19 protein-coding genes are annotated in these 27000 nt (G+C 74.0%); 6 read left to right on the top strand and 13 right to left on the bottom strand.

Annotation, left to right across the window (positions count from 1 at the left end):
* Positions 1–22: 22 nt before the first annotated feature.
* From RZ84_RS12405 to RZ84_RS12385, 5 genes are all read right to left on the bottom strand, one after another.
* Positions 23–1735: a protein phosphatase 2C domain-containing protein gene (locus tag RZ84_RS12405; RefSeq protein ID WP_043264374.1), complete on the bottom strand. Its 1713-nt coding sequence runs from the start codon at positions 1733–1735 to the stop codon at positions 23–25.
* Position 1736: 1 nt separating this feature from the next.
* Positions 1737–4445 carry a serine/threonine-protein kinase gene (locus RZ84_RS12400; RefSeq protein WP_043264373.1) on the bottom strand — a complete coding sequence of 903 codons (2709 nt, stop codon included), beginning with the start codon at positions 4443–4445 and terminating at the stop codon, positions 1737–1739.
* Positions 4442–5761 (bottom strand): hypothetical protein, encoded by a 1320-nt coding sequence (locus RZ84_RS12395; RefSeq protein WP_078893714.1) that lies wholly within the window; start codon positions 5759–5761, stop codon positions 4442–4444. Before RZ84_RS12395 ends, RZ84_RS12400 begins: the two co-directional genes overlap by 4 nt.
* A gap of 215 nt (positions 5762–5976) precedes the next feature.
* Entirely contained in the window at positions 5977–6996 is a 1020-nt protein-coding gene (locus tag RZ84_RS12390) for a glutamate ABC transporter substrate-binding protein (RefSeq protein ID WP_043264372.1), read from the bottom strand.
* 29 nt (positions 6997–7025) lie between these two features.
* Entirely contained in the window at positions 7026–8417 is a 1392-nt protein-coding gene (locus RZ84_RS12385; protein ID WP_043264371.1) for a hypothetical protein, read from the bottom strand.
* A gap of 596 nt (positions 8418–9013) precedes the next feature.
* On the opposite strand from RZ84_RS12385, the gene RZ84_RS12380 reads away from it, so the two are divergent.
* The gene (locus tag RZ84_RS12380) at positions 9014–9319 is read left to right on the top strand and encodes a hypothetical protein (protein WP_043264370.1); all 306 of its coding nucleotides are present in this window, start codon (positions 9014–9016) and stop codon (positions 9317–9319) included.
* An 82-nt stretch (positions 9320–9401) separates the two neighbouring features.
* On the opposite strand, the gene RZ84_RS12375 is transcribed toward RZ84_RS12380, so the two are convergent.
* The 7 genes from RZ84_RS12375 to RZ84_RS12345 all read right to left on the bottom strand — a co-directional run bounded on the left by RZ84_RS12375 (position 9402) and on the right by RZ84_RS12345 (position 18164).
* Positions 9402–10394: an N-acetylglucosamine kinase gene (locus RZ84_RS12375; protein ID WP_043264369.1), complete on the bottom strand. Its 993-nt coding sequence runs from the start codon at positions 10392–10394 to the stop codon at positions 9402–9404.
* Positions 10385–11986, bottom strand: a complete 1602-nt coding sequence (locus RZ84_RS40995) for a family 4 glycosyl hydrolase (protein ID WP_241777675.1) — start codon at positions 11984–11986, stop codon at positions 10385–10387. Before RZ84_RS40995 ends, RZ84_RS12375 begins: the two co-directional genes overlap by 10 nt.
* 58 nt (positions 11987–12044) lie before the next feature.
* On the bottom strand, positions 12045–12950 hold the full coding sequence (locus RZ84_RS12365) for a carbohydrate ABC transporter permease (protein ID WP_043269720.1): 906 nt from the start codon (positions 12948–12950) through the stop codon (positions 12045–12047).
* Between the two features lie 111 nt (positions 12951–13061).
* Positions 13062–14018, bottom strand: a complete 957-nt coding sequence (locus RZ84_RS12360) for a carbohydrate ABC transporter permease (RefSeq protein ID WP_043264368.1) — start codon at positions 14016–14018, stop codon at positions 13062–13064.
* 11 nt (positions 14019–14029) lie between these two features.
* Entirely contained in the window at positions 14030–15370 is a 1341-nt protein-coding gene (locus RZ84_RS12355; protein ID WP_043264367.1) for an extracellular solute-binding protein, read from the bottom strand.
* Positions 15371–15499: 129 nt separating this feature from the next.
* On the bottom strand, positions 15500–16636 hold the full coding sequence (locus RZ84_RS12350) for an ROK family protein (RefSeq protein WP_043264366.1): 1137 nt from the start codon (positions 16634–16636) through the stop codon (positions 15500–15502).
* A gap of 427 nt (positions 16637–17063) precedes the next feature.
* Entirely contained in the window at positions 17064–18164 is a 1101-nt protein-coding gene (locus RZ84_RS12345; RefSeq protein WP_043264365.1) for a mechanosensitive ion channel family protein, read from the bottom strand.
* Between the two features lie 287 nt (positions 18165–18451).
* Here RZ84_RS12345 and RZ84_RS12340 point away from each other — a divergent pair, with 287 nt between their 5' ends.
* Entirely contained in the window at positions 18452–18988 is a 537-nt protein-coding gene (locus tag RZ84_RS12340; protein ID WP_018088296.1) for an HNH endonuclease, read from the top strand.
* Between the two features lie 72 nt (positions 18989–19060).
* On the opposite strand, the gene RZ84_RS12335 is transcribed toward RZ84_RS12340, so the two are convergent.
* Positions 19061–22021: a beta-N-acetylglucosaminidase domain-containing protein gene (locus tag RZ84_RS12335; RefSeq protein WP_043264364.1), complete on the bottom strand. Its 2961-nt coding sequence runs from the start codon at positions 22019–22021 to the stop codon at positions 19061–19063.
* Between the two features lie 599 nt (positions 22022–22620).
* On the opposite strand from RZ84_RS12335, the gene RZ84_RS12330 reads away from it, so the two are divergent.
* The 4 genes from RZ84_RS12330 to RZ84_RS12315 all read left to right on the top strand — a co-directional run bounded on the left by RZ84_RS12330 (position 22621) and on the right by RZ84_RS12315 (position 26932).
* Positions 22621–22890 (top strand): hypothetical protein, encoded by a 270-nt coding sequence (locus tag RZ84_RS12330; protein ID WP_043264363.1) that lies wholly within the window; start codon positions 22621–22623, stop codon positions 22888–22890.
* A gap of 6 nt (positions 22891–22896) precedes the next feature.
* Positions 22897–25044: a 4-alpha-glucanotransferase gene (gene malQ, locus RZ84_RS12325; protein WP_043264362.1), complete on the top strand. Its 2148-nt coding sequence runs from the start codon at positions 22897–22899 to the stop codon at positions 25042–25044.
* A gap of 324 nt (positions 25045–25368) precedes the next feature.
* Positions 25369–25626, top strand: coding sequence for a hypothetical protein (locus RZ84_RS12320; RefSeq protein WP_043264361.1), 258 nt, complete (start codon positions 25369–25371; stop codon positions 25624–25626).
* Positions 25627–25957: 331 nt separating this feature from the next.
* Positions 25958–26932, top strand: a complete 975-nt coding sequence (locus RZ84_RS12315; RefSeq protein ID WP_043264360.1) for an acyl-ACP desaturase — start codon at positions 25958–25960, stop codon at positions 26930–26932.
* The last annotated feature ends 68 nt before the right edge of the window (positions 26933–27000 follow it).

Genomic DNA, 27000 nt, shown 5'->3' with positions numbered 1-27000 from the left:
CGACGGATGAGGCTGGGGAAGCTCAGGCCGATCCTGCCCCTCCCGCGGACGCGGGGAACGGCACCAGCGCGACCGTTACGTTGTCGTGCCCGCCGCCGCCGAGGGCGTGTGCGACCAGCGTGCGGGCGCCGTGCAGCGGCCGTACCGGTGCGTCGAGGGGCAGCACCGCGGCCATCGCGTCCGCCGACTCGGCGTAGTTCCACAGTCCGTCCGTGCACACCACCACGACGCCGGGGCCGTCCGGTTTGAACACCGCGGTGTGCGGCTCGACCTCGTACGCGTCCGCGCCCAGCCAGCCGGTGATGGCGTGCGCCCGCTCGTCGGCGTTCGCCTCGGCCTCGGTCATCAGGTTGTTGGCGACCATCTGGGCGGCCCAGGAGTCGTCCTCGGTGAGCCGGACGGGCGGCGCCGTGCGGTCGTCCGGGATCCAGTAGGCGCGGCTGTCGCCGACCCAGCCGACGGTCAGCAGCTCGCCGCCGACCACCGCGCCGACGAAGGTGCAGGCCGGGGCGTTCTGCTGGCGGTACTCGTCGTGTGCCATCGAGGGGTCGGCGGCCAGCGCGTCGACCGCCGCGGAGGCCGCCATGATGGCTTCGTGCATGGCCTGCTGGGGGTGCGTACCGCGCGCCAGCGACAGCCGCAGGGCGGTACCCGCCGTCTCGGACGCCGCCTTGGACGCGTCGTCCGGGCGGGTCGCCGAGGAGACCCCGTCGCAGACCACCGCGACCACGGCGGACGAACCGTCCGGCAGCTCGGTGGCGGCCAGCGCGTAGAAGTCCTCGTTGCGGTGGTGGCGGTGGCCGCGGTCGCTGACCGCCGCGATGCCCGCCAACTCGCTCTCCAGGTGATCGCGTTGCGGACCGGACGCCGGCTGCCCGGGGGAGGGGGCTGAGGGGGCGGAGGCCACAGCGGGGGCGGCATCGGCGCCCGTACCGGCGCCCGCACCGGTGTCCGTACCGGCGGCCACCGGGCCTCCGGGGGCGGATTCCCCTTCTCGTTCCGCTTCCCGTTCCCCTTCTTCCCGTTCCTCTCCCCCTGTCCCTGGCACTGCTGCTTCCGCTTCGGCTTCTCCTGTCGCCTCCGCTTCTGCCGGTGCCCCTGCTCGTGCCGCTGCTTCGCCGTCCGCTCGGGGCGCCGCTCCGGCCGACCCCCGCGCTCCGGTGCCTTCCCCGGCCGCGCTCCGCGCCCGGCCCGGCGCTGCCACCACCGCTTCCCCTTCCCGGTACCTTTCCCCGTCCCTTTCCTCTTCCTCTTTCTTTTCTTTGTTCCCCTCTTCCTTGTTCCCCTTCGTGTCCGCCTCCCCCTCCGCTTCCGTCCCCGCCGGTGCCTCCGCTCCCGCCGCGGCGTCGGCGACGGCCTCGTATCCGACGACGCGAGGGTCGGCGGGCCTGGTGCCGAGCGCGGCGGGCAGCTGTCCCGGCACCGGCGGCGCGCCGGTATCCCCGTACGGGATACGGGTCTTGGGGTCGGGCGGCGGTGGCCCCGCCGGGGCGGTGGCCCCGGTGGGCGACCCGAATCCGGCCGGCGCCCCGTACGCTGCCGCCGTCGCCGGCGCGGCCCCGCGGCCCGCCGGCGCGCCGTGGCCGCCGGCCGTCACCACCGGCGGCCCGGCCGGCCTTCCGTCCCCCGTCGCGGCCGGCGTCAGGAGCTCGGCGCCGCACCGCCCGCAGAAGTTGTCCCCCGTATCGAGCGGCTCATCGCAGCTCCGGCACCGGGACGGCCCAGTCACACCCATGTCACACCCACGTCCTGGGGCGGAAGCGGTTGGCCCGTTCCACCAGCTCGATCCTTTCCTCGCCACGCTGCGCAAGGCGCGCCAGCAGGCGGTACGACCGCTCCAGCCCGAACCGCAGGCCGCGTTCGTCCAGCGTGCTGCCGAGCAGCGGTGGCCGCTGCGCCGGTATGGGCGGCGCGGCGGCTCCCTCCGGCCGTTCGCCGTCGGGCCGTTCGCCGTCCGGTGGTTCACCCGGGCGGGCACCGTCCGGCGGCCGGCCGTCCGGCCCGTCGCCGTGGCTCCCGGAGAGTACCCAGTCCAGGGCGCTGCCCAGTACCTCGGTGGCGAGCTGGGCCCGGCGCCGGTCGTCCAGCCCGAAGTCCGCGAGGGCCTCGACCTGTTCGGCCGCGGCCCGCAGATCAGGCAGCAGTGCCTCGTGCGGTGAGCGGTCCCGCAGCCGGGCGCGGACCGTGGCGACCCGGGCGGCCGTGTAGTGGATGGACGACTCCGGTACCGACTCCAGGGCCTCGACGGCGCCCGCCCGGTCGCCGGCCGCCAGCCGCACCCTGGCCAGCCCGAACGCGGCGCTGACGTAGCCGCGGTCGGCGGCCCACACCAGGCGGTAGTACTCGGCGGCGTTCTCCAACTGCCCCAGCAGCTCCGCGCTGATGCCCAGTGCCAGCTTCGGTGCCGGCTCGCCCGGGAAGGCGTCGTAGACCGCGTCGAAGGCCAGCGCGGCCCCCTCCCGGTCGCCGGTCGCCAGCGCCACCAGCCCGCGGTGCCACACCGTCCGCCAGTCCGCGTCCGCCCCCTGCTTCCCGGCGTCCCACCACGCGTCGTCGTGGCCGGTATCCGCCCCGGTGGGCTCCAGGGCCGCCGACGCCGCCGCGCCGTCGCCCAGCTCCAGATGGGCCCGCAGCGTACGGAACCGGACCTCGGGGGAGTCGGCGGGTGCCGCGCGCAGGGCCGCCAGCAGCTCGGTCGGGGCGGCGTGCAGCCCGGCCAGGAAACCGGCGTTGGGGTCGTCGGGGTCCACTCGCGGCACCGGCAGCGCCAGCGCGGCCCCGGCCGTGTCGAGCGGTCGCAGCACGGGACCGGCGAACGCGCCCGCCGGCTCCTCGGCCGCGCCGGCCGGGGGCGCCCCGCGGGCGCCCAGCCGCGACCCGTCGCCCGCCGCCGGCGCCAGCAACTCGGTGTCCACGACGCGCAGTTCCGGCCCGAAGAGGGTGGACAGCGCCGGCCGCTGCTCACCGGTCCGGAGCGCCACCACCTCGCGCAGTACGCCGGTCAGCTGCTCGGCCATCTCCTCCGCGGACCTGAACCGGCGGTCCCGGTCCGGGTCGGTGGCGCGCACCAGCAGCCGGTAGAACGACTCGTACGTCCGGAACACCTCGATGTTGTCGGGGTCCGGCAGCGAGTCCGCGAAGACGTTGGTGTAGCCCTGGAAGTCGAAGGTGAGGACGGCGAGGGTACGCGCGACGGTGTACAGGTCGGAGGCGACGGACGGGCCCTGTTCGGCGACCTCGGGCGCCTGGTAGCCGATCGTGCCGTAGATGGGGCTCTCGTGATCGTCCATCCGGCGCACCGCGCCCAGGTCGATCAGCTTGAGCTGGTCGTTCTGCTGGATGGCGTTGTCGACCTTGAAATCGCAGTACAGCAGCCTGCGGCTGTGCAGATGCCCGAGCGCCTCCAGGGCCTCGATGCCGTACGCGCACGCCTGCTCGACCGGCAGCGGATCGCGCCTCCCCTGGGGCGTGCGCCGCTCGTTGGCGAGGTCCTTGAGCGACTTGCCGCCGACGTACTCCATGACGATGTAGCCGTCCCGGCTGCCGGTCGCCCGGTCCAGGTGCTCCACGAAGTTGTAGATCCGCACGATGTTGGAGTGCTCGATCGCGGCGAGGAACCGCCGCTCGGACACCGCCGCCGCCAGCGCCTCCTCGTCGCCGGTGTCCAGCAGGCCCTTGAGCACCACCCACCGGTCGTCGACCGCGTGGTCCATCGCCAGGTAGATCCAGCCCAGTCCGCCGTGCGCGAGGCAGCCCACGACCTCGTACTGGTCGTGGACGACGTCCCCGGGACGCAACTTGGGTACGAAGCTGTACGGATGGCCGCACTTGGTGCAGAACCCCTCCGTCGACCCCGGCTCGCCGCCCCGGCCCCGGCCCACCGGCGCCCCGCACTCACCGCGGCTGCAGAACCGCTTCCGCTCGGGGACCTCGGGGTGCGCCAGCACCGCCGACCGGGGATCGGGCCGCGGCACCACGGGGACCGCCACCAGGCCGGCCCCCAGCCGCCCCCGCGCCGACCCGGAACCGGAACCGGTGCCCGCGCCACCGCCCGGACCCGAACCGCGCGCCGACACCGCGGATCCCTCCCGGGCCGCATCACCGCCCGTGAGGGCGGGCGAGCGGCGCCCGGCGCCGGACCGCCCGGATGCCGCCAAGGCACCGCCGCCGTCCCTGCCGTAGGCGTCACCGCCGCGGTCGCCGGCCGCGTGGGTGCCGGCCGTCCCGGGGGAGCGCACCCCCGTCGGCGGGGGCGCCGCGACCGTCGCCGCACCCCCGATCAGCGCCCGCGCCGTCACACTCGTGGCCGGCGACGACAGCAGCCCCTCGGGCGAGACCACCGGCGCCAACCCGCAGACGTCGCAGTACAGTTCGCCGCCGCCGACGTCCTCGTACCGCCCCTCGCAGTCCCGCCGCTGGCACCGCGCCCCGTCCCGCTCCGTCACGACTCCCCCTTGCCGTCCACCTGTTCCGGGGTCAGCGCCTCCGCCGCCGCCTCCTGATACCGCCACACCGCCTGCTCGGCCGCCCGCAGGTCGCACGGCGCGCTCCACAGCATCCGCCGCGCCACGTCGTACCGCTCGACCAGCAGCGGATCCTCCGCCAGCCCGTGCCGCGCCACCCTCGCCCGGTACGCGTCCAGCCTGCCGCGCAGCTCGGCGCGCACCGCCAGCGGGGCGGTCACCGCCGTCAACGACTCGCGGGCCCGCTGGAGTTCGTCCTCGGCCCGCTCCTCCAGGCTGTCCAGCAGCGGCGACAGCCGGTGCCACTGCGCCCGGCGGCGGTACTCCGCAGCCGCCGCCAGCTGCTCGTGCAGCACCGTCGACGGGCCGCTGACCGCCGGCACCTCCGACGCGGCGATCTTCGCCAGCACCTCGCCGCGGGCCTGCCGTGCCTCGGTCAGCGTCCGGTCCGCCCGCGACAGCACGTCCCGCAGCAGCATCAGCCGCCGCTCCGCGTCCTGCCGCACGTCCAGCACCGCCGCCACCTCGCGCCGGATGTCCTCCAGCGCCCGCGCCGCCCGGTCGTAGCGGGTGGTGTCCGGACGGCCGCCGCCGGGCGCCGAACTCCCCGTCGACGACGACACCCAGAAGGCCAGCGGATCCGCGATCACCTGGGCACGCAGCCGCACCAGCTCGTCCGTGATCCGCTCCAGATCGTCGCCGGCCGGATGCTCCCCGGGGCGCACCCCCACCGAGTGCGCCAGCGACCGCGTCCGCTGCAACTCGGCGGCCAGCAGGTCTATACGGGCCGGCAGCGCCGACCACACCGCGTCCGCCGCCACGATCACGTCCAGCGAGCGCGCGTACAGCCCGTTCATCCGCTCGACCAGCTCCTCCAGGCGCAGCCGCTCGCCCGGCGCCTCCGGCCCGCCCTCCGGACTGCCGGCCACCGCACCCGGCACCGTCACCTCGCCGCCCCGCAGCAGCTCCGTCAGCTCCGCGAGATCCTCCGCCGACGGCCAGCGCCGCCGGGCGCGCAGCTCACGGGCCGCCGTCAGCACCGCCGTATAGGCGTCGAACAGCGACCACAGCACCGTGATGGACCGCTCCGTGGCGGCCCAGCGCTCCTTGGTGGTGCCCGACAGATCGGCGCCCTCCAGGAGCCGCCGGCCGGCATGGTCCTGCAACGCCAGCAGCGACGTCTCGATCGCCTCGTACTCCGCGCCGAGCCGCGCCAGCGCGCGGTCCACCTCCTCCCGGTCCAGCACCGGGGCATCGGGCCTCCCCGCCGAGCCGGGGAAGGGTCCAGGGACCCCCATCGATCACCTCTCCAATACGCGTACGGTGCACGGCGGTTGGTGCGCCTGGGTCGCTCGTCGGTCCTGCCGCTCCCTCTCCCCCGCTCCAGCCCCTCCATAGTGACCCCCTCGGCCGCTCCGTGGGGCGATCAGCCGCGGCCGGCGGCCGTCGCCGGTACCCTGCCCACCCTTCGCGCCCCCGCACACCCGCCGGCCGCCGCCCTCCGGGCCCGCCGTCAGTCGCTGTACTCCGGCGACGGCGGTCCCGATATCCCCGGCAGATCGGCCTTCAGCCACGTGCGGTACGCCCGCATCCAGGGGCTGTTGGCACCACCGCCCCGGTAGTCGTCCAGGACCTTGTTGACCCGGCGCACCAGATCCGTGTCGTCCTTGTTCATCGCCACGCCGTACGACTCGTCCGTGAACGGCTTGCCCTTCAACTCGACCGTCGGATCCTGCGCCGCCTGCGCCGCGGCCAGCGCACTGTCGGTGACCACCGCGTCTGCCTCGCCGAGCTGCAGCCGCACCAGGCAGTCGAGTTGGTTGGGCACCCGCAGCACCTTCGCGCCGTGGCTCTGCGCCGCCAGCGCCGCCTCACCCGTCGAACCGGCCGCCGTGCACACCCGCTTGCCGCGCAGCGAATCGTCGAACGCCCGCACCGGCGACGCCTTGGGCGCCAGCACCTGCTGCCCCGCCTGGAAGTACGCCGTCGAGAACGCCACCTGCTCCTTGCGCGCGCAGTTGATCGTCATCGTCCGCACCACCATGTCGACGGTGCGCTTCTGCACCGCCGGGATCCGCTGGTTGGTCGGCACCGCCTGGAACACGACCTTGGCGTCCGGCCCCAGGATGTCCTTGGCTATCGCCCGCGCCAGATCGATGTCGAAACCCTCCAGCTGGCCCGTACCGGGGTCGCGGTAGCCCCACCGGTAGGTGTTCTGGTCGACGCCGACGACCAACTGGCCCTTCTGCTTGATCCGTTCCACCGCCGGACCGTCGTCCGCCGCCGGCCGCAGGCTCTCCGCGGCATTGCCCGTCGTGCACTTCGCCGCCGCCGGCCGGGCCGCCGGCGTACCCGGCCCGTAGGCGTGATGCACCGCCGGGGGGCCGGGCACCCCGTCCGGAGCGCCCGGCCGGGCGTCCCGGCCCAGCGCCGGCACCAGAACGGCCGCGGCCACCGCCATCACCGACATCCCGGCCGCGACCGGCGCCAGGACGGCACGCAGATTCCCGAGCCCTCGCGCGCGCATCCTCATGTCCCTCCCACCCGGCTCACCCGCCCTCATCACCGGTACTCCGACAGCCGGCGCCCGATACCCAGCACCGCACCCGCCGCGGCCAGAACTGCCAGCACCCCGGCCCCCACCGCCAGTCCGCCGAACGCCCCGCGTCCGCCGTCCGCCGCCGACCGGAACCTGTCCTGCTCATGCACCAGCGCCTGCTGGAGCCCGGCGTCGACCCGGTCGAACGACGCCCCCGTCGAGGCGTCCGAGCCGATCACCTTCGCCAGCGCCCGCCCGTAATCCCCCTTGTCGTCCGCCTCCCGCGCCGCGGCGTGCCGCGCCTGCCACTCCCGCACGGCCGCCACCGCGTCGCGTACCGGCCGCCGCCCGGCGTCGTCGCCCGCCAGCGCCAGCGCCGCCCCCAGCCGGCCGCCGGCCGCCGGCCCGCCGGCGCCCGCCAGATCCCGCATCCCGGCACGGAAGCCGACCTCGTAGAAGTCCTTCTGGTCGCCGGTCAGCACCGCACCGCGCGCCACCAGCGTCAGATTCTCGTCCCCGCGCGCCTGAAGGGCGTCGATCCGCGCCTCGTTGAGCACCCGCAGCGACCGGGCACCGTGCTCGTACGAACGCGTCAGCTCCGCACGCGCCACTGCATGCCCCGCCACCAGCCACAGCAGCACCGCCGCCGACGCCGCGGTGGCCGCCAGCAGACCGCGGTTGAACACCCTGTTGGTGCGCCGGTAGTTCCGCCGCTGCGCCCACACCAGCGCACCGATGGCCACCACCCCCGCGGCCAGCGCGAACCACGGCCAGTCCTTCGCCCGCCCGTAATCGGCCGACAGCCGTGCCGTCTCCGCGTCGTACAACGCCTGGGCCGCCGGGAGGAGTTCCTTGCGCATCTGGTCGTTCGCATACCGCAGATACGCGCCGCCCAGCGGCAGCCCCAGCCGGTTGTTCGCCCGCGCCGTCTCGACCAGCCCCGTATAGCGCGGCAGCAGCTTGCTGAGCGTGGCGATCTGCACCCCGGCCGCATCCGGCGAACCCGAACCCCGGGTGTTCGCCGACGCCTTGACCAGCAGGTTCGACGCCGTCGTGATGTCCGCCGCATACCGCGCACGGCTCGCCGCGCTGCCCGCGCCGCCCGCCAGGAACCCCCCGGCGGCCGTCGTGTCCGCGTCCGCCAGCGACCGGTAGATGCTCGCCGCGTCCGCGGTCAGCGGCTGGCTCCGCTCCACCACGTCGTCGGCCGCCGCCGACCGGTCCGACACCTGCCAGGCCGTGGCCGTCCCGAACAACAGCACCAGCAGCGCCAGCACCGCCCCGATCGCCCGCAGCCGGCCCGGCTCCGTGACCGCCGCGGCCCGCAGCCGGTCCAGACCCTCCGCCCACGCGCTGCGCCGCCGCACGGCGGAGCCCGGGGCGCCGCCGGCCGGCGCGGGCACCGCGGACGGCACCGCGGAAACCGACGTCACGGACGATGTGGACGACACCGACGAACCACCCCCTAGGTCGCTGACTGCGGGCCCGGCCCCCGCCCCGGCACCCGCGAGAGCGCTCACGGGCACGGGTGCACGGCCGTCAGTATGTCCTCCGCCACTGACAACCACACCGGTCTTGACCCGATCTTGCTCGGATTGCCATCCGCCCCACAACCCACCCGGCCCGCCCGCTCACCCCTCACCACGCGCACCCGCCGGGCGCGGTTCCACGGCCGGGGGCGGTCGGAAGCGGAGGATGACCTTCTGGTGGGTCCGCACCTCGATCCGATCGCCGTCCGCCGGGTGCGGGCACGCTTCCCTCATACCTGTGCCCGCACCCGCACCCGCGCCCGCACTCGCGCCTGCGCCGGTGCCTGCATCCGCTGTCCGCCCCCGGCCGTCGCTGTGGCTGGCCGTCCCCGCACGGGTCGCCCGGCCAAGGGGCGCGCAACTCACCCTCCACGCCCCTCAATTCACTCCCGCGCGCCGATGACGCCCACCCCTCCACCGACTACGCTGAGTAACGAAAGGTGGTCGCCAGGCCACCCGACCCACTCATCGGAGACACGACCATGCGCTACTGGAACAAACTCCTCGCCCCGCTCGCCAAGTCCCCCGCCGGGCTCCCGGCAACCCCCGAACCCACCCCAACGGCCAGCGGTTTCCTCACCGTCGGGACCACGACCTACATCAACCCGACCGGCACGTACCCCATCTTTCACGCCGCCGACGGCACTCTCACCACCATCATCAACGACACCGACCACCACATCACCATCGTCACGGAACGCGAGCACTCCCCGCCACCCACCGACATCGTCCTGGCCCCCGGCGAACGCACGGAGACGGGCCGAGGGGACTGCGTCCATGTCGGCTGAGGCGGGCACCGGCCGACCGGACCCGGGCGGCAGGCGCAGCCGTCCCGCGCCCCGGCCCGAGACCTGGACCCGAGGGAGCTGCCTACGCCCAGGCCCCCCGCAACCGCTCATAGGCCCCTGACTCCTTCCGCACCCCTGCCCGGTCCAGGGCGTCGAGCGCCGCGCCGAGCACGGGTGGGGCGGTGACGACCTGGGGGACGGCCTTCGGTGCCCGCTCCGCGAGCAGGTGGGTGAGGTGATCGTGGAGGAGGGGATGGCGGGCCGCCAGCACGCTGCCGCCGAGGATCACCGGGACGGGTTCGGAAAGGAGGTCGAGGCGCCGCAGGGCGACGACGGCCAGGAGGGCGATCTCTTCCGCCTGGCGGGCCACGATCCCGCGGGCGAGGGAGTCGCCGGCCGAGGCGACATCGAAGAGAACGGGGGGCAGTTCGTGGCGCCGGGTGTCGGGGATCCGCCGGAGATGCAGGGCCTCGATCAGCTCCGGCATGGTGCGCAGGCGGAAGTGCGCGGGGAGCGCGCGGGCGAGTTCGGTCGGGGCGCCCCGACCGTCCTCGGCGCGGGCCGCGTGCCACAGCGCCTCCTCGGCGAGAAAGGAGCCGCCGCCCCAGTCGCCGGAGATCCGGCCGACCGACGGGAAGCGGGCGGTGGCCCCGTCGCGGCCCAGGCCGGCGCAGTTGATGCCCGCGCCGCAGACCACCGCGACGCCCAGCCGTTCGCCGTCGTCCGGGAGTCCGGCCCGTAGCAGGGCGAAGGTGTCGTTGCGGACGGCGACGGTGCCGGCCCAGCCGCGGCGGGCGATCTCGGCGGTCAGGTCGGTCACCTCGTCCGGGAGGTCGGCGTTGGCGAGGAAGGCGGAGATGTGGTCGACGGGGCCGCTGCCGGTCGGCCCGGCCTGCGCGAGTGCCGATGCCACCAGTGGCGCGAGGACGTCCACCGCGCGGGCGGCGCCGACCGCCGGGGGCCGGAAGCCGCCGCCGCGGGCCCGGCCGAGGACCCGGCCGTCCACGGCCACCAGTGCCACATCGGTCTTGCTGTTGCCCGCGTCGATGGCGAGCGCCGTGCCGGTCAGGCCCACGTGAGGTGCTCCCGGTTGTGCGCGATCAGCTCGTCGGTGAGCCGGTCCGCGTAGTCGAGCTGGCCGATGAGGGGGTGCGCGAGGAGCGCCGAGAAGACCCGGTCCCGGCCGCCCTTCAGGGCAGCCTCCAGGGCCAGTTGTTCATAGGCCGTGACATGCGCGACCAGACCCCTGAAAAGGGGGGCGAGGGGGCGGAGGGGGAGGGGGGCGGCCCCCCGGGAGGTCACCGTCGCCGGGACCTCGATCACCGCGTCGTCCGGCAGGAACGAAAACGTGCCGTTGTTGAAGGTGTTGACGATCTGGGCGTCACCGGGCCTGGGAACTTGCGGGGCCTGAGGGGTGTCACCGGGCCCGGGACCCTGCAGGACCTGAGGGGTATCACCGGACCCGGGAACCTGGAAGGCGCGAGGCGCGTCACCGGGCCCGGAAACCTGCGGGGACTGAGGGGCGTCACCGGACCGGGAAGTTTCGAGGGTGCCGTGGGTGTCACCGGACCTGGGGGTTTCGAAAGTGCCGTGCGTGCCGTAGGTGTCACCGGCCCCGGGGGTCCCGAAAGCGCCGTGCGTGCCATGGGTGCCACCAGTCCCGGGAGTTGCGGCAGTGCCGTGCGTGACACCGGACCCGGGGGCCGGAGTCCGGGCGGTGCCGTCGGCCGGGGTGGGCCCCTCCGGGCGCGTGCGCAGCAGTGAGGACGTCAGGTTCACGGCTGCCTCGGAGTAGAAGGCGCCGCCGCGTTGGGAGAGGAGGGCCGGTTTCTCGGCCAGGGACGGGTCGGCGTACAGGTCGAGGAGTCGGCGTTCGATGGCGGCGACCTCGGCGGCGCGGGACGGTTTGGTGCGCAACTCCCGTACGACCGCGTCGTGTTGGTAGAAGTAGCGGAGGTAGTAGGAGGGGACGGCGCCCAGGTGGTCCAGGACGGCGCGGGGCATGCGGAGGTCGGCGGCGATGGCGTCGCCGTGTGCGGCGAGGAGCTCGGGAAGGACGTCGTCGCCGTTGACGCGTACCGCGCGTTCCCAGGTGAGGTGGTTGAGGCCGACGTGCTCCAGCGCGACCTGTTCGGGGGCCACGCCGAGCAGTCGGGCGAACTTGCGCTGGAAGCCGATGGCGACGTTGCACAGTCCGACGGCCTTGTGGCCGTGGGTGAGCAGCGCCCGGGTGACGATGCCGACGGGGTTGGTGAAGTCGACGATCCAGGCGTCGGGGCAGCGGCGGCGGACCCGTTCGGCGATGTCGAGGACGACGGGCACGGTGCGCAGTGCCTTGGCGAGGCCGCCGGCGCCGGTGGTCTCCTGGCCGACGCAGCCGCACTCCAGCGGCCAGGTCTCGTCCTGGTTGCGGGCGGCCTGGCCGCCCACGCGGAGCTGGAGGAGGACCGCGTCGGCGCCGTCCAGGCCGGCGTCGAGGTCGTCGGTCCAGGTGATCCGGCCGGGGTGCCCCTGTTCGGCGAAGATCCGGCGGGCCAGTGCGCCGATCAGTTCCAGCCGGTCGGTGGCGGGGTCGACGAGGACGAGTTCGGCCAGCGGCAGGACGTCACGCAACCGTGCGAAGCCGTCGATGAGTTCGGGGGTGTAGGTCGAGCCTCCGCCGACCACGGCGATTTTGATGCGGGGGTACGGGGGTCGCCCCCCGGAAGGTGGCAGCATGTCCGTTTCAGCCCTTCACTCCGGTGAGCGTGACGCCTTCGACGAAGGCCTTCTGTGCGAAGAAGAAGACGACGATGACGGGGGCCATGACCAGCAGCGTGGCGGCCATGGTGAGGTTCCAGTTGACGTTGTGGGCGCTCTTGAAGGACTCCAGGCCGTAGGAGAGCGTCCAGGCGGCGGGGTTCTGCGCGGCGTAGATCTGCGGGCCGAAGTAGTCGTTCCAGCAGAAGAAGAACTGGAAGAGGGAGATGGCGGCGATGCCGGGGCGGGCCATCGGGACGACGATCCGCAGGAGGGTGCGCAGTTCGCCGCAGCCGTCCACCTTGGCGGACTCCAGATATTCCTGGGGGATCGTCAGCAGGAACTGCCGCAGCAGGAAGATGGAGTAGGCGTCGCCGAAGGCCATCGGGATGATCAGCGGCCAGACGGAGCCGGCGAGGTGCAGCTGCTGCGCCCACACCAGGTACATGGGCATCACGACGACCTGCGGCGGCAGCATCATCGTCGAGATGACCAGGATCATCGCCACCCGGCGCCCGCGGAAACGGAACCGGGCGAGGGCGTGGGCGACGGGGACCGTCGAGCAGACGGTGAGGAGGGTGCCCAGGCCCGCGTAGAGCAGGGAGTTCCGCCACCAGTCGAGGAAGCCGGGGGTGGTGAACACGGTCGCGTAGTTGGACCAGTGCCAGGTGCGCGGCCACAGTTCGCCGCTCATCGCCTGGCCGTCGCTCATGACGGAGGTCAGGAAGACGAAGACGAACGGGAGGAGGAAGAAGAGGGCGGCGGCCAGGGCCACGGAGTGGACGGCGATCCAGTGCAGCAGCCGCGTGCGGCGGGCGCGGGCCGCGGCGGCGCCGGCGGCGCGGGGCGCGCGGGCCGGGGCGGGGCGCGTGGGGAGCGTCGTGGCGGTCACGTCGGGTCGGTCCTCCTTCACGTCGGGACAGTCGTCCTTCTCGTCTGGTCAGTGCACCGTCACGGCGGGACGGTCCTCCGCCATGACGGGTCGGTCCTCCGTCACGGCGGTTCAGTCCTCCGCCGGGAGCAGGCCGGCGCGCTTGCGCATCAGCAGGGTGGTGACGGCCATCGCGAGGGCGAACAGCACGAGGGAGAGCGCACAGGCCGCGCCGGTGTTGAAGTTCTCGAAGCCCAGGGAGTAGACGAGCTGCGGGACGGTGAGCGTGGCGTGGTCCGGGTAGCCGGGCTGGATGACGGTGCCGGGCCCGATGGAGACGCCGGAGGCGAGTTTTCCGGCGACCAGTGCCTGGGTGTAGTACTGCATGGTCTGGACGACGCCGGTGACCACCGCGAACAGCACGATCGGGGTGATCGACGGCCAGGTGACGTAGCGGAACTTCCCCCAGGCGCCGGCCCCGTCCAGCTCGGCGGCCTCGTACTGCTCCTTCGGTACGTCGAGCAGCGCCGCCATGAAGATCACCATCAGGTCGCCGATGCCCCACAGGGACAGCAGGACGAGGGACGGCTTGGCCCAGTGGGGGTCGTTGAACCACGAGGGCGTGGGGAGGCCGGCGGCGCCGAGGATGGCGTTGACCGGGCCGGTCGCCGGGTTGAGCAGGAAGACGAAGGCGACGGTGGCGGCCACCGGGGGCGCCAGATACGGCAGGTAGAACGCGGTGCGGAAGAAGCCGGCGCCGGACTTGATCGTGGTGATGAGGAGGCCGATGCCCAGTCCGAAGACGACCCGCAGCGCGACCATCACCACGACCAGCCAGAGCGTGTTCCACAGCGCCGGCCCGAACAGCGGCATCTGGGTCAGGACGTAGGTCCAGTTCCGCAGGCCCACGAATGCGGGCCGCTCGATCTGGTTGTAGTGCATGAACGAGAAATAGCCGGTGGCGATCAGCGGATATCCGAAGAAGACCGTGAAGCCGACGAGCCAGGGGGAGAGGAACCCCAGAATGCGCAGGCGTTCGCGGGTGCGTTTGCGGCGCAGCGCGGGCGCGGTGGTCGTGGTGGCTGCCATGGGGCGCTCCGTCAGTTCTCGGACTGGAGGTTGTCGGCGTCGATCTGTGCGTCGAGCCTGCGGAGTCCCGCGCCGAGGTCGCGGACCTTTCCGGCTTCGACGTCGTAGGCGAAGTCCTTGAGTGCGGTGACGTATTGGCCGCCGTTGTCGGACGGCGGCAGTGCGGTGCTGTGCGGATTCGCGGTGATGCCGAGGAAGGTGCGGAAGGCCGGATCGGCGTCCAGTTTCGGGGAGGTGAGCGCGGCGTTGGTCGACGGGACGTTGTGGAGGGCGTTGGCGAGGGCGACGACCTGGTCGGTGTCCACGGTCAGAAATTTCACCAGTTCCCAGGCGGCGTTCTGGTGCCGGCTGCTGTGGGCGATACCGGCGACCGTTCCGGTGAGATAGCCGCGGCCGTAGGTGTCGGCCCGGTCGTCCGGTACCGGCATCGGCGCGGCGCCCCAGGCGAACGGCGCACGGGCCTTCTTCAGCATCAGGCCGCGCCATTCGCCGTCCATGTGCATGGCCACCTTCTGGGTCAGGAAGGCGTTCTGCGAGGACATCTCGTCACCGAAGGTGGTGCGGAACCTCTCCGTCGGGCGGTAGCCGCCCTGGGCGTCGATCAGTTCCCGCTGGGTGGTGAAGAATTCCTTGGCCGCCGGGTCCTTCGCCAGCTTTGCCTTGCCGTTCCGGTCGAAATAGGTGGGGCCCCACTGGGCGAACAGCCGGTCCGGACTGTTCTGGTAGAGGCGGAAGTTGGGCATGAATCCGAGCTGCCGGTACGACCCATCCTTGGTGCGCCGGGTGAGTTCGACGGCGTCCCTTTTCAGTTCGGACATGGTGTGCGGGGGGCGGGTGATGCCGGCTTTTTCGAAGGCGTCCTTGTTGTAGTAGAGCCCGTAGGTGTCGGCGAGCAGCGGCAGGGCGCACTGTTTTCCGCGGTACTGCGTATAGGCGAGGAGCGGTCGGGGAAAGACCTTCTCCTTCACCACTCCGGTCTTCTTGAGAAAGGGGTCGAGGTCCGCCCACGTTCCGGTGGAGCAGTACTGGCCCACGTTGTTGGTGGTGAACGACGAGACGACGTCGGGTGCGTCGTCGCCGCCGGCCCGCAGTGCCTGGTTCATGGTGTCGTCGGTGACGTTTCCGGTGGCCCGCACCCGGATGTTGGGGTGCAGTTTCTCGAAGCGGGCGATGCTGTCGTCGATGGCTTTCACCTCGCCCGCGTTCGACCAGCCGTGCCAGAACTTCAGGGTGACCGGTGCGGTGGGGTCGTCGCGGTCGCTGCCGATGGCGGGGTTGGCGCAGCCCGTCAGGAGCAGTCCGGCGCCGGCCAGTGCCGCCGGCAGGCAGGTACGCAGACGCGGGAGGGGCATGGCGCCATCCTTTGCGGCAGGGGAGTGCGGTGCGGACCGGGCGGTAACGGCGGTGCGGCGGCGGCCGGTCGGCCGCGTGTGGGGCTCATGTGGTGCTCACGGGGTGCGCGTGCGGTGCTCATGCGGTGCTCATGCGGTGTCGAACACCGCGTCGCGGGCCTCGGCGAGCGCCGTGCGGAGGGCGCCGGTGAGGATGGGGTTGCCCGCGATGTCGCTGATGCGGATTTCGGGGCGGGGCAGTGCGAGCCCGGTGAACTCCTCCTCGACCAGGGCGCGCAGGGCCTCGCCGCCGGCCTGCGGGACCTCGCCGGAGAGCACCACCAGCCGCGGGTCGACGACCGCGACGATCGCCGCCAGCCCGGTCGCCAGCCGCCGTGCCACCTCCGCGCGCACGTCGTCCCGCGCCAGCGCTCCGGCGACGGTGCGGACCTGCGACGCCCCGTATTCCCGGGCCAGTTCGATGACGCTCGGCGCCCCGACGAGCCGCTGGAAGCCGCCGCCGGCGTCCGGCCGGGCGGCGCTGCGGTCGCCGCCGCGGGCCAGCGGGGCGCCCGGCAGCGGCATGTAGCCGATCTCGCCGGCGCCGCCGGTGGCGCCGCGCAGCAGCCGGCCGCCCAGTACGATCGCGGCGCCGACGCCCTCGTCGGCCCACACCAGGACGAAGTCGTCGAAGTCCTGGGCGGCGCCGTCGTGTTGCTCGGCGACCGCGGCCAGGTTGACGTCGTTCTCGATGACGAGGGGGATGCCGAGGACGGCGGCCAGTTCTTCCTTCAGGGCCCGCGACTGCCAGCCGGGGAGGTGGGGGGCGTAGCGCAGCCGGCCGGTCTGCGGGTCGAGCGCGCCGGGCGTGCCGATGACCGCGCGGTGCAGCCGCTCGCGGTCCAGCCCGGCCTTGTGCAGCGCCTCGTCGACGGCCCTGGCCACCAGGTGGGCGGTGCGATGCGGGGTGTCCTCGGCGACCGCGTCGGTGCCCACGCGTGCCTCCCCGAGGGCCCGGCCGGTGATGTCGGCGACGGCGGCGGTGATGCCGAGCGGGTCGACGGCGAGCGCGGCGACGTGTGCGGCCAGCGGATTGACCTCGTACAGCTGGGCGTTGGGGCCCGGTCGGCCGGTGACGTTCCCGGTCGTGCGCACCAGTCCGGCGGCGGCGAGCCGGGCCAGGAGCTGGGAGGCGGTGGGTTTCGACAGGCCGGTCAGCTCGCCGATCCGGGTGCGGGTCAGCGGTCCCTGGGACACCAGCAGGTTCAGCGCGGCCCGGTCGTTCATCGCCCGGAGTACCCGCGGTGTGCCCGGAGTTCCCTGTCCTGCTGCGTCCATGGTCGCTGCCCACCCGGTGTCTGTTAGGAAACCTTCCAATTTCTGGAAGGGAAGGTAGGCGGCACATCAGGGGCGCGTCAATGGTTTCGGCAGCGGATTCGCCCGCCGCGCGCCGCGCACGGGGCGCCGTCCGCGGCGGAGCCGGGAGCGGGCAACGGGCGTCCCGCGGGCCGGAGATGACGAAGGGGGCGCCCGGTGGTCGGCCGGCGCGCCCCCTCCCGCCCGAGGGATCCCCGGGTCCCTCGTCGTGCGCACCGGCCGCGCGGGGCGTCGTCCCGTACGGACCGGCGGCGCCGACATCCGGCACACGAGGCGGGGGAGGGTACGCAGGACAGAGGGGGCGCGACGTGCATCGCACCCCCTCTGTCCTGCCGGACTACTTCTCCGACTGCGGCTTCTCCAGCTGCGGTGGCGGGATCGGGTTCGACTTCATGGACTGCGGGGACGTCGGGTTGCCCAGGGCCGAGGGGGCGGTCATCCCGGCGGCCGGGTCGGCGGGCGCCGCGTCCTCCTCCTCGGCGGCCGGGCGCGGTGCGAGGTGGATGCCGGCCGCGTCCAGCGCGTGCTTGATGCGCCAGCGCAGCTCGCGCTCCACGCCGGCGGACTTGCCGGGCATGGTCTTGGCCGAGACGGCGACGGTGACGGTCTCCAGCGAGACCTCGCGCAGGCCGAGCACCTCCACCGGCTCCCACAGCTGCTCGTTCCAGGGCTCGGCCCTGGACATCTCCTCGCCGGCGTCGGTGATCACCTCGCGGGCCCGCTCCAGGTCCTGGTCGGCGGCTATCAGTACGTCGACACTGGCGGTGGACCAGCCCTGGCTGAGGTTGCCGATCCGCTTGACCTCGCCGTTGCGGATGTACCAGATCGCGCCGTTGGCGCCGCGCAGCTTGGTGACCCGCAGGCCGACCTCGATGACCGTACCGGTGGCCACGCCCGCGTCGATCTCGTCGCCGACGCCGTACTGGTCCTCCAGGATCATGAAGACGCCCGACAGGAAGTCGGTGACCAGGTTGCGGGCGCCGAAACCGATCGCGACACCGGCGACCCCCGCGCTGGCCAGCAGCGGGGCCAGGTTGATCTGGAGGACGGACAGCACGGTCAGCGCCGCCGTGCCCATGATCACGAAGGATGCGACGCTGCGCAGCACCGAACCGATCGCCTCGGAGCGCTGCCGCCGCCGCTCGGCGTTGACCAGCAGCCCGCCCAGCGCGGTGCCCTGGGCGGCGGCAGCGGTGCGGTTCATCCGCTCGATGAGCTTGGTGATGGTGCGGCGGATCACATGCCGCAGGACCACCGCGATGACGAGGATCAGCAGGATCTGGAGGGCGGACGTGACCCACGTCCCCCAGTTCGCCTGCACCCAGCCGGCGGCGTTGGTGGCCTTCTGGGTGGCCTCGTCGAGGGAGGTGGGGCCGGTGGAGCCGGCCGCGGCGGTGTGCAGCGGCGCGGCGGCGGCCGACGAAGCGGACCAGTACACAGCGGAACCTTCCGTGAGGGACAGCAGGCCCGGCCGCGGTGGCACCCGAAGGGCCGGACAGGCCACCACACTAACGGGGCAACAGGGGCAGACCGTGCCTGTGTTCGATCGATACGGCGCCGGAACGCCCGGAAAGAGCCGGATCCGGCGGGATCTGCGCCGGTGTGGTGGAAAACACCTCCGGCCCGTTACCCGGTCATGGTGGCGCTCCGACCAGGCACCGGGGGACACTGTGGGGAGATCGTCCCGGCGCGAGCCACGCGCCGCCGGCGTACAAGGAGGCATCCGTGCCGCATGTCCTGGTCCTCAACGCGTCGTACGAGCCGCTCGGCGTCGTACCGCTCCGCCGCGCGCTCATCCTCGTGCTCAATGAGAAGGCCGTCAGCCTCGAGGAGTCCGGCGCCCTGATGCACAGCGCCACCCGTGTGATACCGGCTCCGAGCGTGGTCCGCTTGAAGCGGTTTGTGAGAGTGCCCTTTCGTGGCCCCGTTCCGCTGACCCGCCGGGCGCTGTTCGCGCGTGACGGCGGGCGCTGTATGTACTGCGGTGGCGTCGCAACCAGCGTCGACCACGTCATCCCGCGCAGTCGCGGCGGCCAGCACACCTGGGAGAACGTCGTCGCCGCCTGCCGGCGGTGCAATCACGTCAAGGCGGACCGCCATGTCGCCGAGATCGGCTGGCGGCTGCGCCATCAGCCCGCCCCGCCGTCAGGACTGGCGTGGCGGATCATCGGCACGGGCCATAGGGACCCGCGCTGGCTGCCCTACTTGCAGCCGTACGGCGCGGATGACGCCTTGGCCCGGATCGATGCCGTATCGGCGTAGATCCGGGTTTTGTCGTGGTGGGGGCCTTGGCGGCCCCCACCACGGCGTTTCCCCGGCGCCCCGGGCCGGCGCTCAGCCGCCCGGCGTCACCGCGTACGCCTCCACCTCCCACAGCGAGTACCCGAACCGGGTGGCCCGCCTGTCCCCCTGGATCCGCACGAAGCGGGCGTCCTTGGCGTCCATCCGGATCGCCTCCCGGCCCCCCTTGCCGTCGCGGACCGTGGCGGCGGTGCGCCAGGTGCGGCCGTCGGACGACACCTGGATGCGGTAGGCGGCGGCGTAGGCGTCCTGCCAGTTGAGGACCACCAGGCCCAGGCGGGTGGGGCGGGGGAGCGCGAACTGGAGCCAGGCGTTGTCCTCGGCGGGGGAGGACCAGCGGGTCTTAGGGTCGCCGTCGGTGGCCGCGGACGCCGGGAAGTCGTCGGTCTCGTCGCCGGAGGAGGTGGTGTCCGCGCCGCGCGCCAGGTCGGGGCCGCCGGTGGGCGGATAGACCCGGACCGTCAGATGCCGCTCCTGGCCCGCGAAGCCCACGGCGATGTCGTACGTCCCGGACGGGGCGTCCTTGGGGACGTCCACCGCGAGCGGGACGGTGGCGGTGCCGCCGCGGGGCGCGGTCACCTCCTTCGGCGCGTGGACGGTGAAGCCCTTGGGGGCCTTGACCGCGAGCGCGTCGTGGACGTCGGACGGGCGGTGGGAGAACACCCGGGCGTCGACCGTGGCGCTGCCGCCGGTCTCCGCGTCGGTCTCCTTGCGGGACAGCTCCAGTCCGGCCCGGGGGGTGTCGTCGAACCACGGCGTCAGCGCGTGCACGGACGGCGCCTGGGCGCCCTTCGCCCAGGTCAGCCGTACCGCGTCGGCGCGCACCCCGGCCGTGTGCGATTCCGTCCAGCCGGTCGCCGAGAGCTGCCCGAGGCGCTGCCAGCCGCTGCCCGGCACATGCGCCTCCAGGGAGACCGCGCCCGCGGCCGGGCCCGGCTCGGTCAGCGCGGTGACCGCGGACAGCGGCCGGGCCCGCGGGAAGGGGACGGTCAGCGACGCCGGATCGGCGCCCCGCGCCGGCCGCGGGACGGTGTCGCGGGCGCCGGTCCAGGCGTCCGCCTCGGCCATCGCCCGGTCCAGGAACGGCCCGAGCACACCGGTGCCGACCGTGGCCGGGCTCTGCCTGATCTCCGTACGCAGCCGGAGCACCGCGCGCTGTGCCGCCCAGGCCGCGTCCCCGTCGCCGTGCGCCTGCGCCAGCAGGGTGTCCACGGCCTGCTCCCCGGCGCTGCCGTAGCGGCCCAACTGCGCGGCCCACGGCCCGACTTCGGCCCGCAGGTCGGAGTTCAGGCCCTTCGGTGCGGCGGCCATGGCGCGGAAGGCGGCCCGCAGTGCCTCGGCGGCCCCGGCGAAGTCCGGGTCACCGCCCTCGCCGCCGTGGTTGATCGCCGCCTCGCGGGTCTTCCAGAAGCGGTCCAGCAGCGGCCGGAGGTAGGCCGACTCGTCGCGGTCCAGCTGCGACGAGGACGCGTTGCCGGCCAGCGTGCGCAGCGCCGTACGGGCCCCCTGGTCGGCGCCCGCCAGGTCGTCGACGGCCGCGTCCCAGGACTGCGCCGGGCGGTAGTCGCGGGGGTTCCAGGCGTAGTCGGCGGCGGTGAACAGCGGGATCCGGGAGGCGACCGGTTGCTCCATGGCGTTGGCCAGCAGCGCCGCCGAGCCGGTGGCCACCGCCGGTTCGCGCCCGGTGTACGGGCCGAGGAAGATCCGGTCCCGGGCGTAGTCGTTGACCGGGTAGTTGTCCATGGTGACCAGCGGATGGCCGAACGCCTGGCGGGCGGCGGACAGTTCCCCTCCGGTGATGGTCCGCGGCACCACCCCCACGCCCGTCCAGGCCACCTCCACCCGGTCGTTGAGCGCCGCCGCCAGCGCACCGCGGTACGCCGTCGCACCGTCCTGGTAGTACTCGGTCGGCATCAGCGACAGCGGCGCGGCCCCCGGATGGCGCTCGGCGAGGTGCCGGGCCAGCGCGTTGGCGACCCCGGCCTGCGCCTTGGCGGCGGCCTGCGGGCCGGTGCCGAAGGTCTCCTCGTCGGCACCGCAGTGCCACTCGCTGTAGCTGACGTCCTGGAACTGGAGCTGGAAGGCGCGCACCCCCAGCGCCCACATCGCGTCCACCTTGCGGCGCAGCGCCCGCAGATCCTCCTCGGACGACAGGCACATCGCCTGGCCGGGGGCGACCGCCCAGCCCAGCGTCACGTGGTTGGCGCGGGCCCGCTCGGCGAGCGCCCGGAAGTCGGCGCGCTGCTCGGCCGGGTACGGGTCGCGCCACTGCGCCTGCCGGTAGGGGTCGTCGCCCGGCGCGTACAGGTACTGGTTCTGCTTCGTACGGCCCATGAAGTCCAGCTGGGCGAGCCGCTGCGCCCGCGTCCACGGCTGCCCGTAGACCCCCTCGGTGGTGCCCCGGCCCGCCGTCGCGGGCCAGTCCCGGACGGCCACCGAGGCGAGCTGCCGCCCTCCGTCGGGGCCGTCCGCGACGAGTTGGCGGAGCGTCTGCGCGGCGTGGAAGAGGCCGTCCGCGCCGACGCCGTCCAGCGCGACGGTGTCCCGTCCGGAGACCTGGCCGACGGCGAGCCGGTAGCCGCCGGACGGCAGATCGCCGCGCGCCGGCACCCGCAGCGCCCGCAGCGCGCCGTCCGCCGGGGCGCCGCCGACGAGGAACACCGGCCCGTCCGCGGGCAGCCGGTCGCCGGGCGCCGCCTGGCGGACGGTCCGCACCCCGGCGTCCCGCAGCAGCCCGCGCAGCACGTCGAGGGCGTACGGGTCGGTGTCCGGCGCGGCCACCAGGACGGCCGGCCCGCCGAGCGGTACGGCCGTGCCGAGCTGCCGGAGCGACTGGGGCCGGGGCCAGACGGCGGGCAGCTGCCCGGCGCCGGCCGGCCGGTCCGGCTGGTCGGGCGTCCCGGCGGCGGGGGCGGCGGGCGCCGCCTGGGCGCTCGGTACGCCGCCCAGCAGACCGCCGATCACCGCCGCCGCCAGTGCGGTGGTCCCGGCCACCCGTGCCCGGGTGCTCCTCCTGCCCGTCGCGCCGGCCCTGCCGCCGCCCCATACGCCCCGGACTCGCACGGTCGCTCCTCGTTCCCCGTCTCGTGCTCGCCGGCCCGCGCCGGCGCCCCCTTCGTCCCCACTGCCCGGCCGCCGTGGCGCTCGCGCGCACAAGCGTCCGGCCGGCCGGCGGTCGCCGCGGTGGAGGCTGGTGGTCGTGGTGCGCGCGGCGCGGGGAACCGGGGGGTTGCGTACCCGCCGGTACCCGATCGGACAGACCTTCGGCGGTGAGCCCACCATTGTGCCGGTAAAGGTGTCAACCGCGCCTCGGCGCAGGCCCCGTGCCCCCGGCGGCGGCCCTCCCGGACAAGTTCCGTAATGCCCCTTTTGTGGTCGATGGGTGGCGGGGGTGGTGCACTACCGCACACCGCAGGAATTGCGTTCCCGGACCCCCTTCCCGCGTGTTCTGTGCGCCCGCCGGCGCTCCCCGCCGCGAAATCGCCTGCCGGCGGCTAGTGTGACGTGGGTCACGTTTGCATGGTCGACACGTCTGCGATCGTGTCGACTGGGTAGGCCAGACATGTCCCACTACCGATGAACGGGAGGCCCGCGTGGCCGCATCCGCTCAGTTGCTCCTCGACGCACTGGCCACCAAACCGGCGGCCGCACCGGCCGAGCCCGACCTCTTCGACGGGGTGTCCGGCCCCGACTCCGGTCTCGACGGCTCCGGCTCCTTCAGCTTCGCCGAGCCGCCGCTCACCAGCGAGCCGCCGCTCGCCGACAGCGCCCCGCTGACCAGCGAGGTGCCCATCGCCGCCGAACTCCCGCTGACCAGCGAGCCCACCGCCGCCGGGCTGGGCACGGAGTCCATGGAGGTCTGAGCAGCCATGGGCCGCGCGCGGCTCGCCCGGCTCCACGGCATCGCCACGTCCTACGAACCCTCGCCGGGCCGGGCCGTCCACGTTTCCGAGGACACCGTCGTCGCCGTGCTCGCCGCACTGGACGTCGACGCCTCCACGCCGCACGCCGTACGCACCGCCCTGACCGCCTACGAGGAGACCGCGGGCCGCGCCCTGCTGCCGCCCACCGTCACCACCCGCCACGGCCGGCCGCCGCACCTCGCCGGCCTCCCCGAGGGCACCGTCCTGCGGGTGCGGACCGAGGACGGCGGCATCGTCGGCGCCGGGCTCCGCGGCGGCGCGTTCCGCGGCGGGACACCCGGATCCGCACCGCTCGCCGGGCTGCCGCTCGGCGTCCACGAACTCCGCGCCGACGCCCCCGACGGCCGCACCGCCCGCGCCCGCCTGATCGTCGCCCCCGACCGGGTCCCCGAACCGCCCGGCCGCAGCCACGGCTTCCTCGTCCAGCTCTACTCGCTGCTGTCCCGGCACTCCTGGGGCATGGGCGACCTCGCCGATCTCGCCGACCTCGCCGCCTGGTCCGGGCGCGCCCTGGGCACCGGCTTCCTCCAGCTCAACCCGCTGCACGCGGCCGTCCCCGGACCGCCCACCGACCCGTCCCCCTACCGTCCCTCCTCGCGCCGCTTCCCCGACCCGGTCCACCTGCGCATCGAACACATCCCGGAATACGCCCAGTTGACCGGCGCCGACCGCACCCGGGCCGGCGAACTGGCCGTACGGGCCCGCGCGCTGCGCACCGCGGTCCTCGACGACGGCGCGCTGATCGACCGGGACGCCGTCTGGGCCCTCAAGCAGGAGGCCCTGGAGCTGCTCTGCGCCGTCCCGCTCACCCCGGGGCGGCGCGCCGCGTACTGCGACTTCCTCGCCGAACAGGGCCAGGCCCTGGAGGACCACGCCACCTGGTGCGCGCTCGCCGAGCGGCACGGCCCCGACTGGCGCGGCTGGCCCGCCGGGCTGCGCGACCCCCGCTCGCCGCAGACCGCCCGGCTGCGCCCCGAACTCCTGGACCGGATCGACTTCCACTCCCGGCTCGCCTGGCTCACCGACCAGCAGCTGGCCGCCGCCCAACGGGCCGCCCGGGAAGCCGGGATGGGCATCGGGCTGGTGCACGACCTCGCCGTCGGCGTGCACCCCTCCGGCGCCGACACCTGGGCGCAGCGGCACGCGTTCGCCGCCGGGATGTCCGTCGGCGCACCGCCCGACGCCTTCAACTCCCGCGGCCAGGACTGGGGCCTGCCGCCCTGGCGCCCGGACGCGCTGGCCGCCGCCGGCTACGCCCCGTACCGCGAGCTGCTGAACGGGCTGCTGCGGCACGCCGGCGCGCTGCGCATCGACCATGTCATGGGGCTGTTCCGGCTCTGGTGGGTCCCCGAGGGCCGCCCGCCGACCGAGGGCGCGTACGTCCGCTACGACGGCGAGGCGATGCTCTCGATACTGGCCCTGGAGGCCCACCGGGCGGGCGCGGCGGTGATCGGCGAGGACCTCGGCACCGTCGAACCCGGCGTCCGCGACGCGCTCGCCGAACGGGGCGTGCTGGGCACCTCCGTGCTGTGGTTCGAGCGGGAATACGGGAGCGGTGACCCACCGGGAGGCGACCCGCCCGGCGGCGAACCGGCGGCGGAGCCGGCCGCCGCCGTGGCCCGGATCCTCGCCCCCGAGGAGTGGCGCGCCGGCTGCCTGGCCACCGTCACCACCCACGATCTGCCGCCCACCGCCGCCCGGCTGACCGGCGAGGACGTCGCACTGCGCGCCCGCCTCGGCCTGCTCGCCGGGCCCCCGGAGCGGGAGCGGCACCGCGCCGCGTACGAACTCCGCGAGTGGCTGGGCGAGTTGGTGCGCCGGGGGCTGCTACCCGAGGGCGCCGGCGACGAGGAGGCGGCGGTCAAGGCCGTGCACCGCTTCCTGCTGCGCACCCCGGCGCGGATGGTCGGCGTCTGGCTCCCGGACGCGGTGGGCGACCGCCGCCCGCAGAACCTCCCCGGGACCTGGGACGAGTACCCGAACTGGCGCCTCCCGATCGCCGGCCCCGACGGCCGCCCCCAGACCCTGGAACAGCTGGCGGCATCGCCCCGACTGCACGCACTGATGCGGGAGTTGGCGGCGGTGGAGCGATAGCGCCGGCCGTCACTCAGCTGCACCGCCTGCGCCGCGCGGCCTCCTTGCCACCGCATCGGCCGTGGGCGACGGTCCGGGGCGCCCCGTCCGGCCCCCGCGCCCCTCCCGCAGCCCGCCGGTCCCGCCGGCCGCGAGCGCCGTAGGGGACCGGGGTGCGCAGGCTCCCGGCCGGACACCGCGGCCGTCCCGGCGGCCCCCCCCGCCGGCTGGTGGCGCCGCACCGATGCCACGCCCTCCTGCCCGCCGTCCCGCCCCGGCCTGCCGCGATGCGGCCTGTGCCACCCCGGGCGAGCGGAGTGGACAGGCGTCCGATACGTTGATGGGGTGAGCAACCAGGTCAAGAACGTGAAGAACACCGCCCTGCGCGCCGGCACCGTCACGGCCGGCACCGCGCTGCTGCTGCTGATGTCGTCCCCCGCGTTTGCGCTCACCCGCGTAGACGGTGACGACCCGGGCCCGGGCCTGAGCGTGATCCAGACGCTCGGTCTCTACGTCGTCGCGCCTGTCGTGCTCTTCCTGGTCATCGCCGGACTGGTCATGCTGACCGACAAGTCCCGCAAGCAGACCAAGCCCAAGGGCTGAGTCCACCGCGGGACACCGCACGGACTCCGCGGGCCGACCGCCCGCACCCGAGACGCCGAAAGGGGCGCCCCCGGTCCATCCGGACCGGGGGCGCCCCTTTGCCGTACCCGGGGCCGGAAAGGGCTCCACCCCGTCCGTACACCCTGGCCCGCTCCGGCCCGCCCGGAGTTCCGCAGGTGAAAAACGGGGTACAGAGCGGCAGTTGAGTACTTTTCGACCGATTTGTTATTGGGGATCTGTTTAACCGGGCCGTACCTACGATGACGTAACCTACGGGGCCGTAGGTCAAAACCTACGGAGCCGTAGGTCCGTCGTCCCCAGGAGTTCCCCCGTGACCATCGCCCCCGCACGCCCTGACGGAGAGCTCGGCCAGACCGCCTGGAGCGACGCCCAGCTGCTCTACGCACTCGAAGAGGTCGTCGAGAAGGAGCTCAATCGGCACCTGAAGATCGCCAAGGAGTGGATGCCCCACGAGTACGTGCCGTGGAGCGACGGGCGGAACTTCGACGGGGTGCTGGGCGGCGAGCCCTGGGCCCCCGAGCAGTCCAAGGTCTCCGACATCGGCCGGGTCGCGCTGGTGGTCAACCTCCTCACCGAGGACAACCTCCCCAGCTACCACCACGAGATCGCCACCCTCTTCGGTCGGGACGGCGCCTGGGGCACCTGGGTGCACCGCTGGACCGCGGAGGAGGGCCGGCACGGCATCGTGATGCGCGACTACCTGCTCACCAGTCGCGCGGTCGACCCGGTCGAGCTGGAGCGGTTCCGGATGGCCCACATGTCCGAGGGCTTCGAGTCCGACAACGGGCACAGCATGCTGCACTCGGTGGCGTACGTCGCCTTCCAGGAACTGGCCACCCGGATCTCGCACCGCAACACGGGCCACCACTCCGGCGACCCGGTGTGCGACCGGATGCTGGCCCGGATCGCCACCGACGAGAACCTGCACATGGTCTTCTACCGGAACCTGCTCGGCGCCGCCTTCGAGCTGGCCCCCGACCAGACCATGTGCGCGGTGCGGGACGTGGTCGTCAACTTCCGGATGCCCGGCCACGGCATGCCCGGGTTCGAGCGGGCCGCGGCCCGGATGGCGCTCGGCGGGATCTACAACCTGCGCATCCACCACGACGATGTGCTCCAGCCCGTGCTGCGCTACCTGAAGGTGCTGGAGATCGGCGGGCTGGGCCCGGCCGGGCTGGCGGCGCAGGAGGAGCTGGGGCTGTTCATGGGCGGACTGGACGGCCAGGCCCGGAAGTTCGACGAGCGGCAGGCGGCGATCCTGGCCCGCCGGGCGGCCCGGCGGTAGGTCCGCCGGCGGCCGTCGCGGTGGGCCTCGGCCGGCGGTGACCGGTCCGGCCGGACCGGGTGCGTACG

Source organism: Streptomyces sp. CT34, from assembly GCF_000805335.1.
In the GTDB taxonomy this organism is placed as follows: Bacteria; Actinomycetota; Actinomycetes; order Streptomycetales; family Streptomycetaceae; genus Streptomyces.
The sequence above is the reverse complement of the archived record's forward strand: the minus strand, read 5'-3'. Positions and strand labels throughout refer to the sequence as shown.

What these genes read in the sequence shown, in the direction of transcription:
- RZ84_RS12405 (WP_043264374.1), bottom strand. Translation starts at nt 1,735, where the DNA reads ATGGGTGTGACTGGGCCGTCCCGGTGCCGGAGCTGCGATGAGCCGCTC.
- RZ84_RS12395 (WP_078893714.1), bottom strand. Translation starts at nt 5,761, where the DNA reads ATGGGGGTCCCTGGACCCTTCCCCGGCTCGGCGGGGAGGCCCGATGCC.
- RZ84_RS12390 (WP_043264372.1), bottom strand. Translation starts at nt 6,996, where the DNA reads ATGAGGATGCGCGCGCGAGGGCTCGGGAATCTGCGTGCCGTCCTGGCG.
- RZ84_RS12380 (WP_043264370.1), top strand. Translation starts at nt 9,014, where the DNA reads ATGCGCTACTGGAACAAACTCCTCGCCCCGCTCGCCAAGTCCCCCGCC.
- RZ84_RS12360 (WP_043264368.1), bottom strand. Translation starts at nt 14,018, where the DNA reads ATGGCAGCCACCACGACCACCGCGCCCGCGCTGCGCCGCAAACGCACC.
- RZ84_RS12355 (WP_043264367.1), bottom strand. Translation starts at nt 15,370, where the DNA reads ATGCCCCTCCCGCGTCTGCGTACCTGCCTGCCGGCGGCACTGGCCGGC.
- RZ84_RS12350 (WP_043264366.1), bottom strand. Translation starts at nt 16,636, where the DNA reads ATGAACGACCGGGCCGCGCTGAACCTGCTGGTGTCCCAGGGACCGCTG.
- malQ (WP_043264362.1), top strand. Translation starts at nt 22,897, where the DNA reads ATGGGCCGCGCGCGGCTCGCCCGGCTCCACGGCATCGCCACGTCCTAC.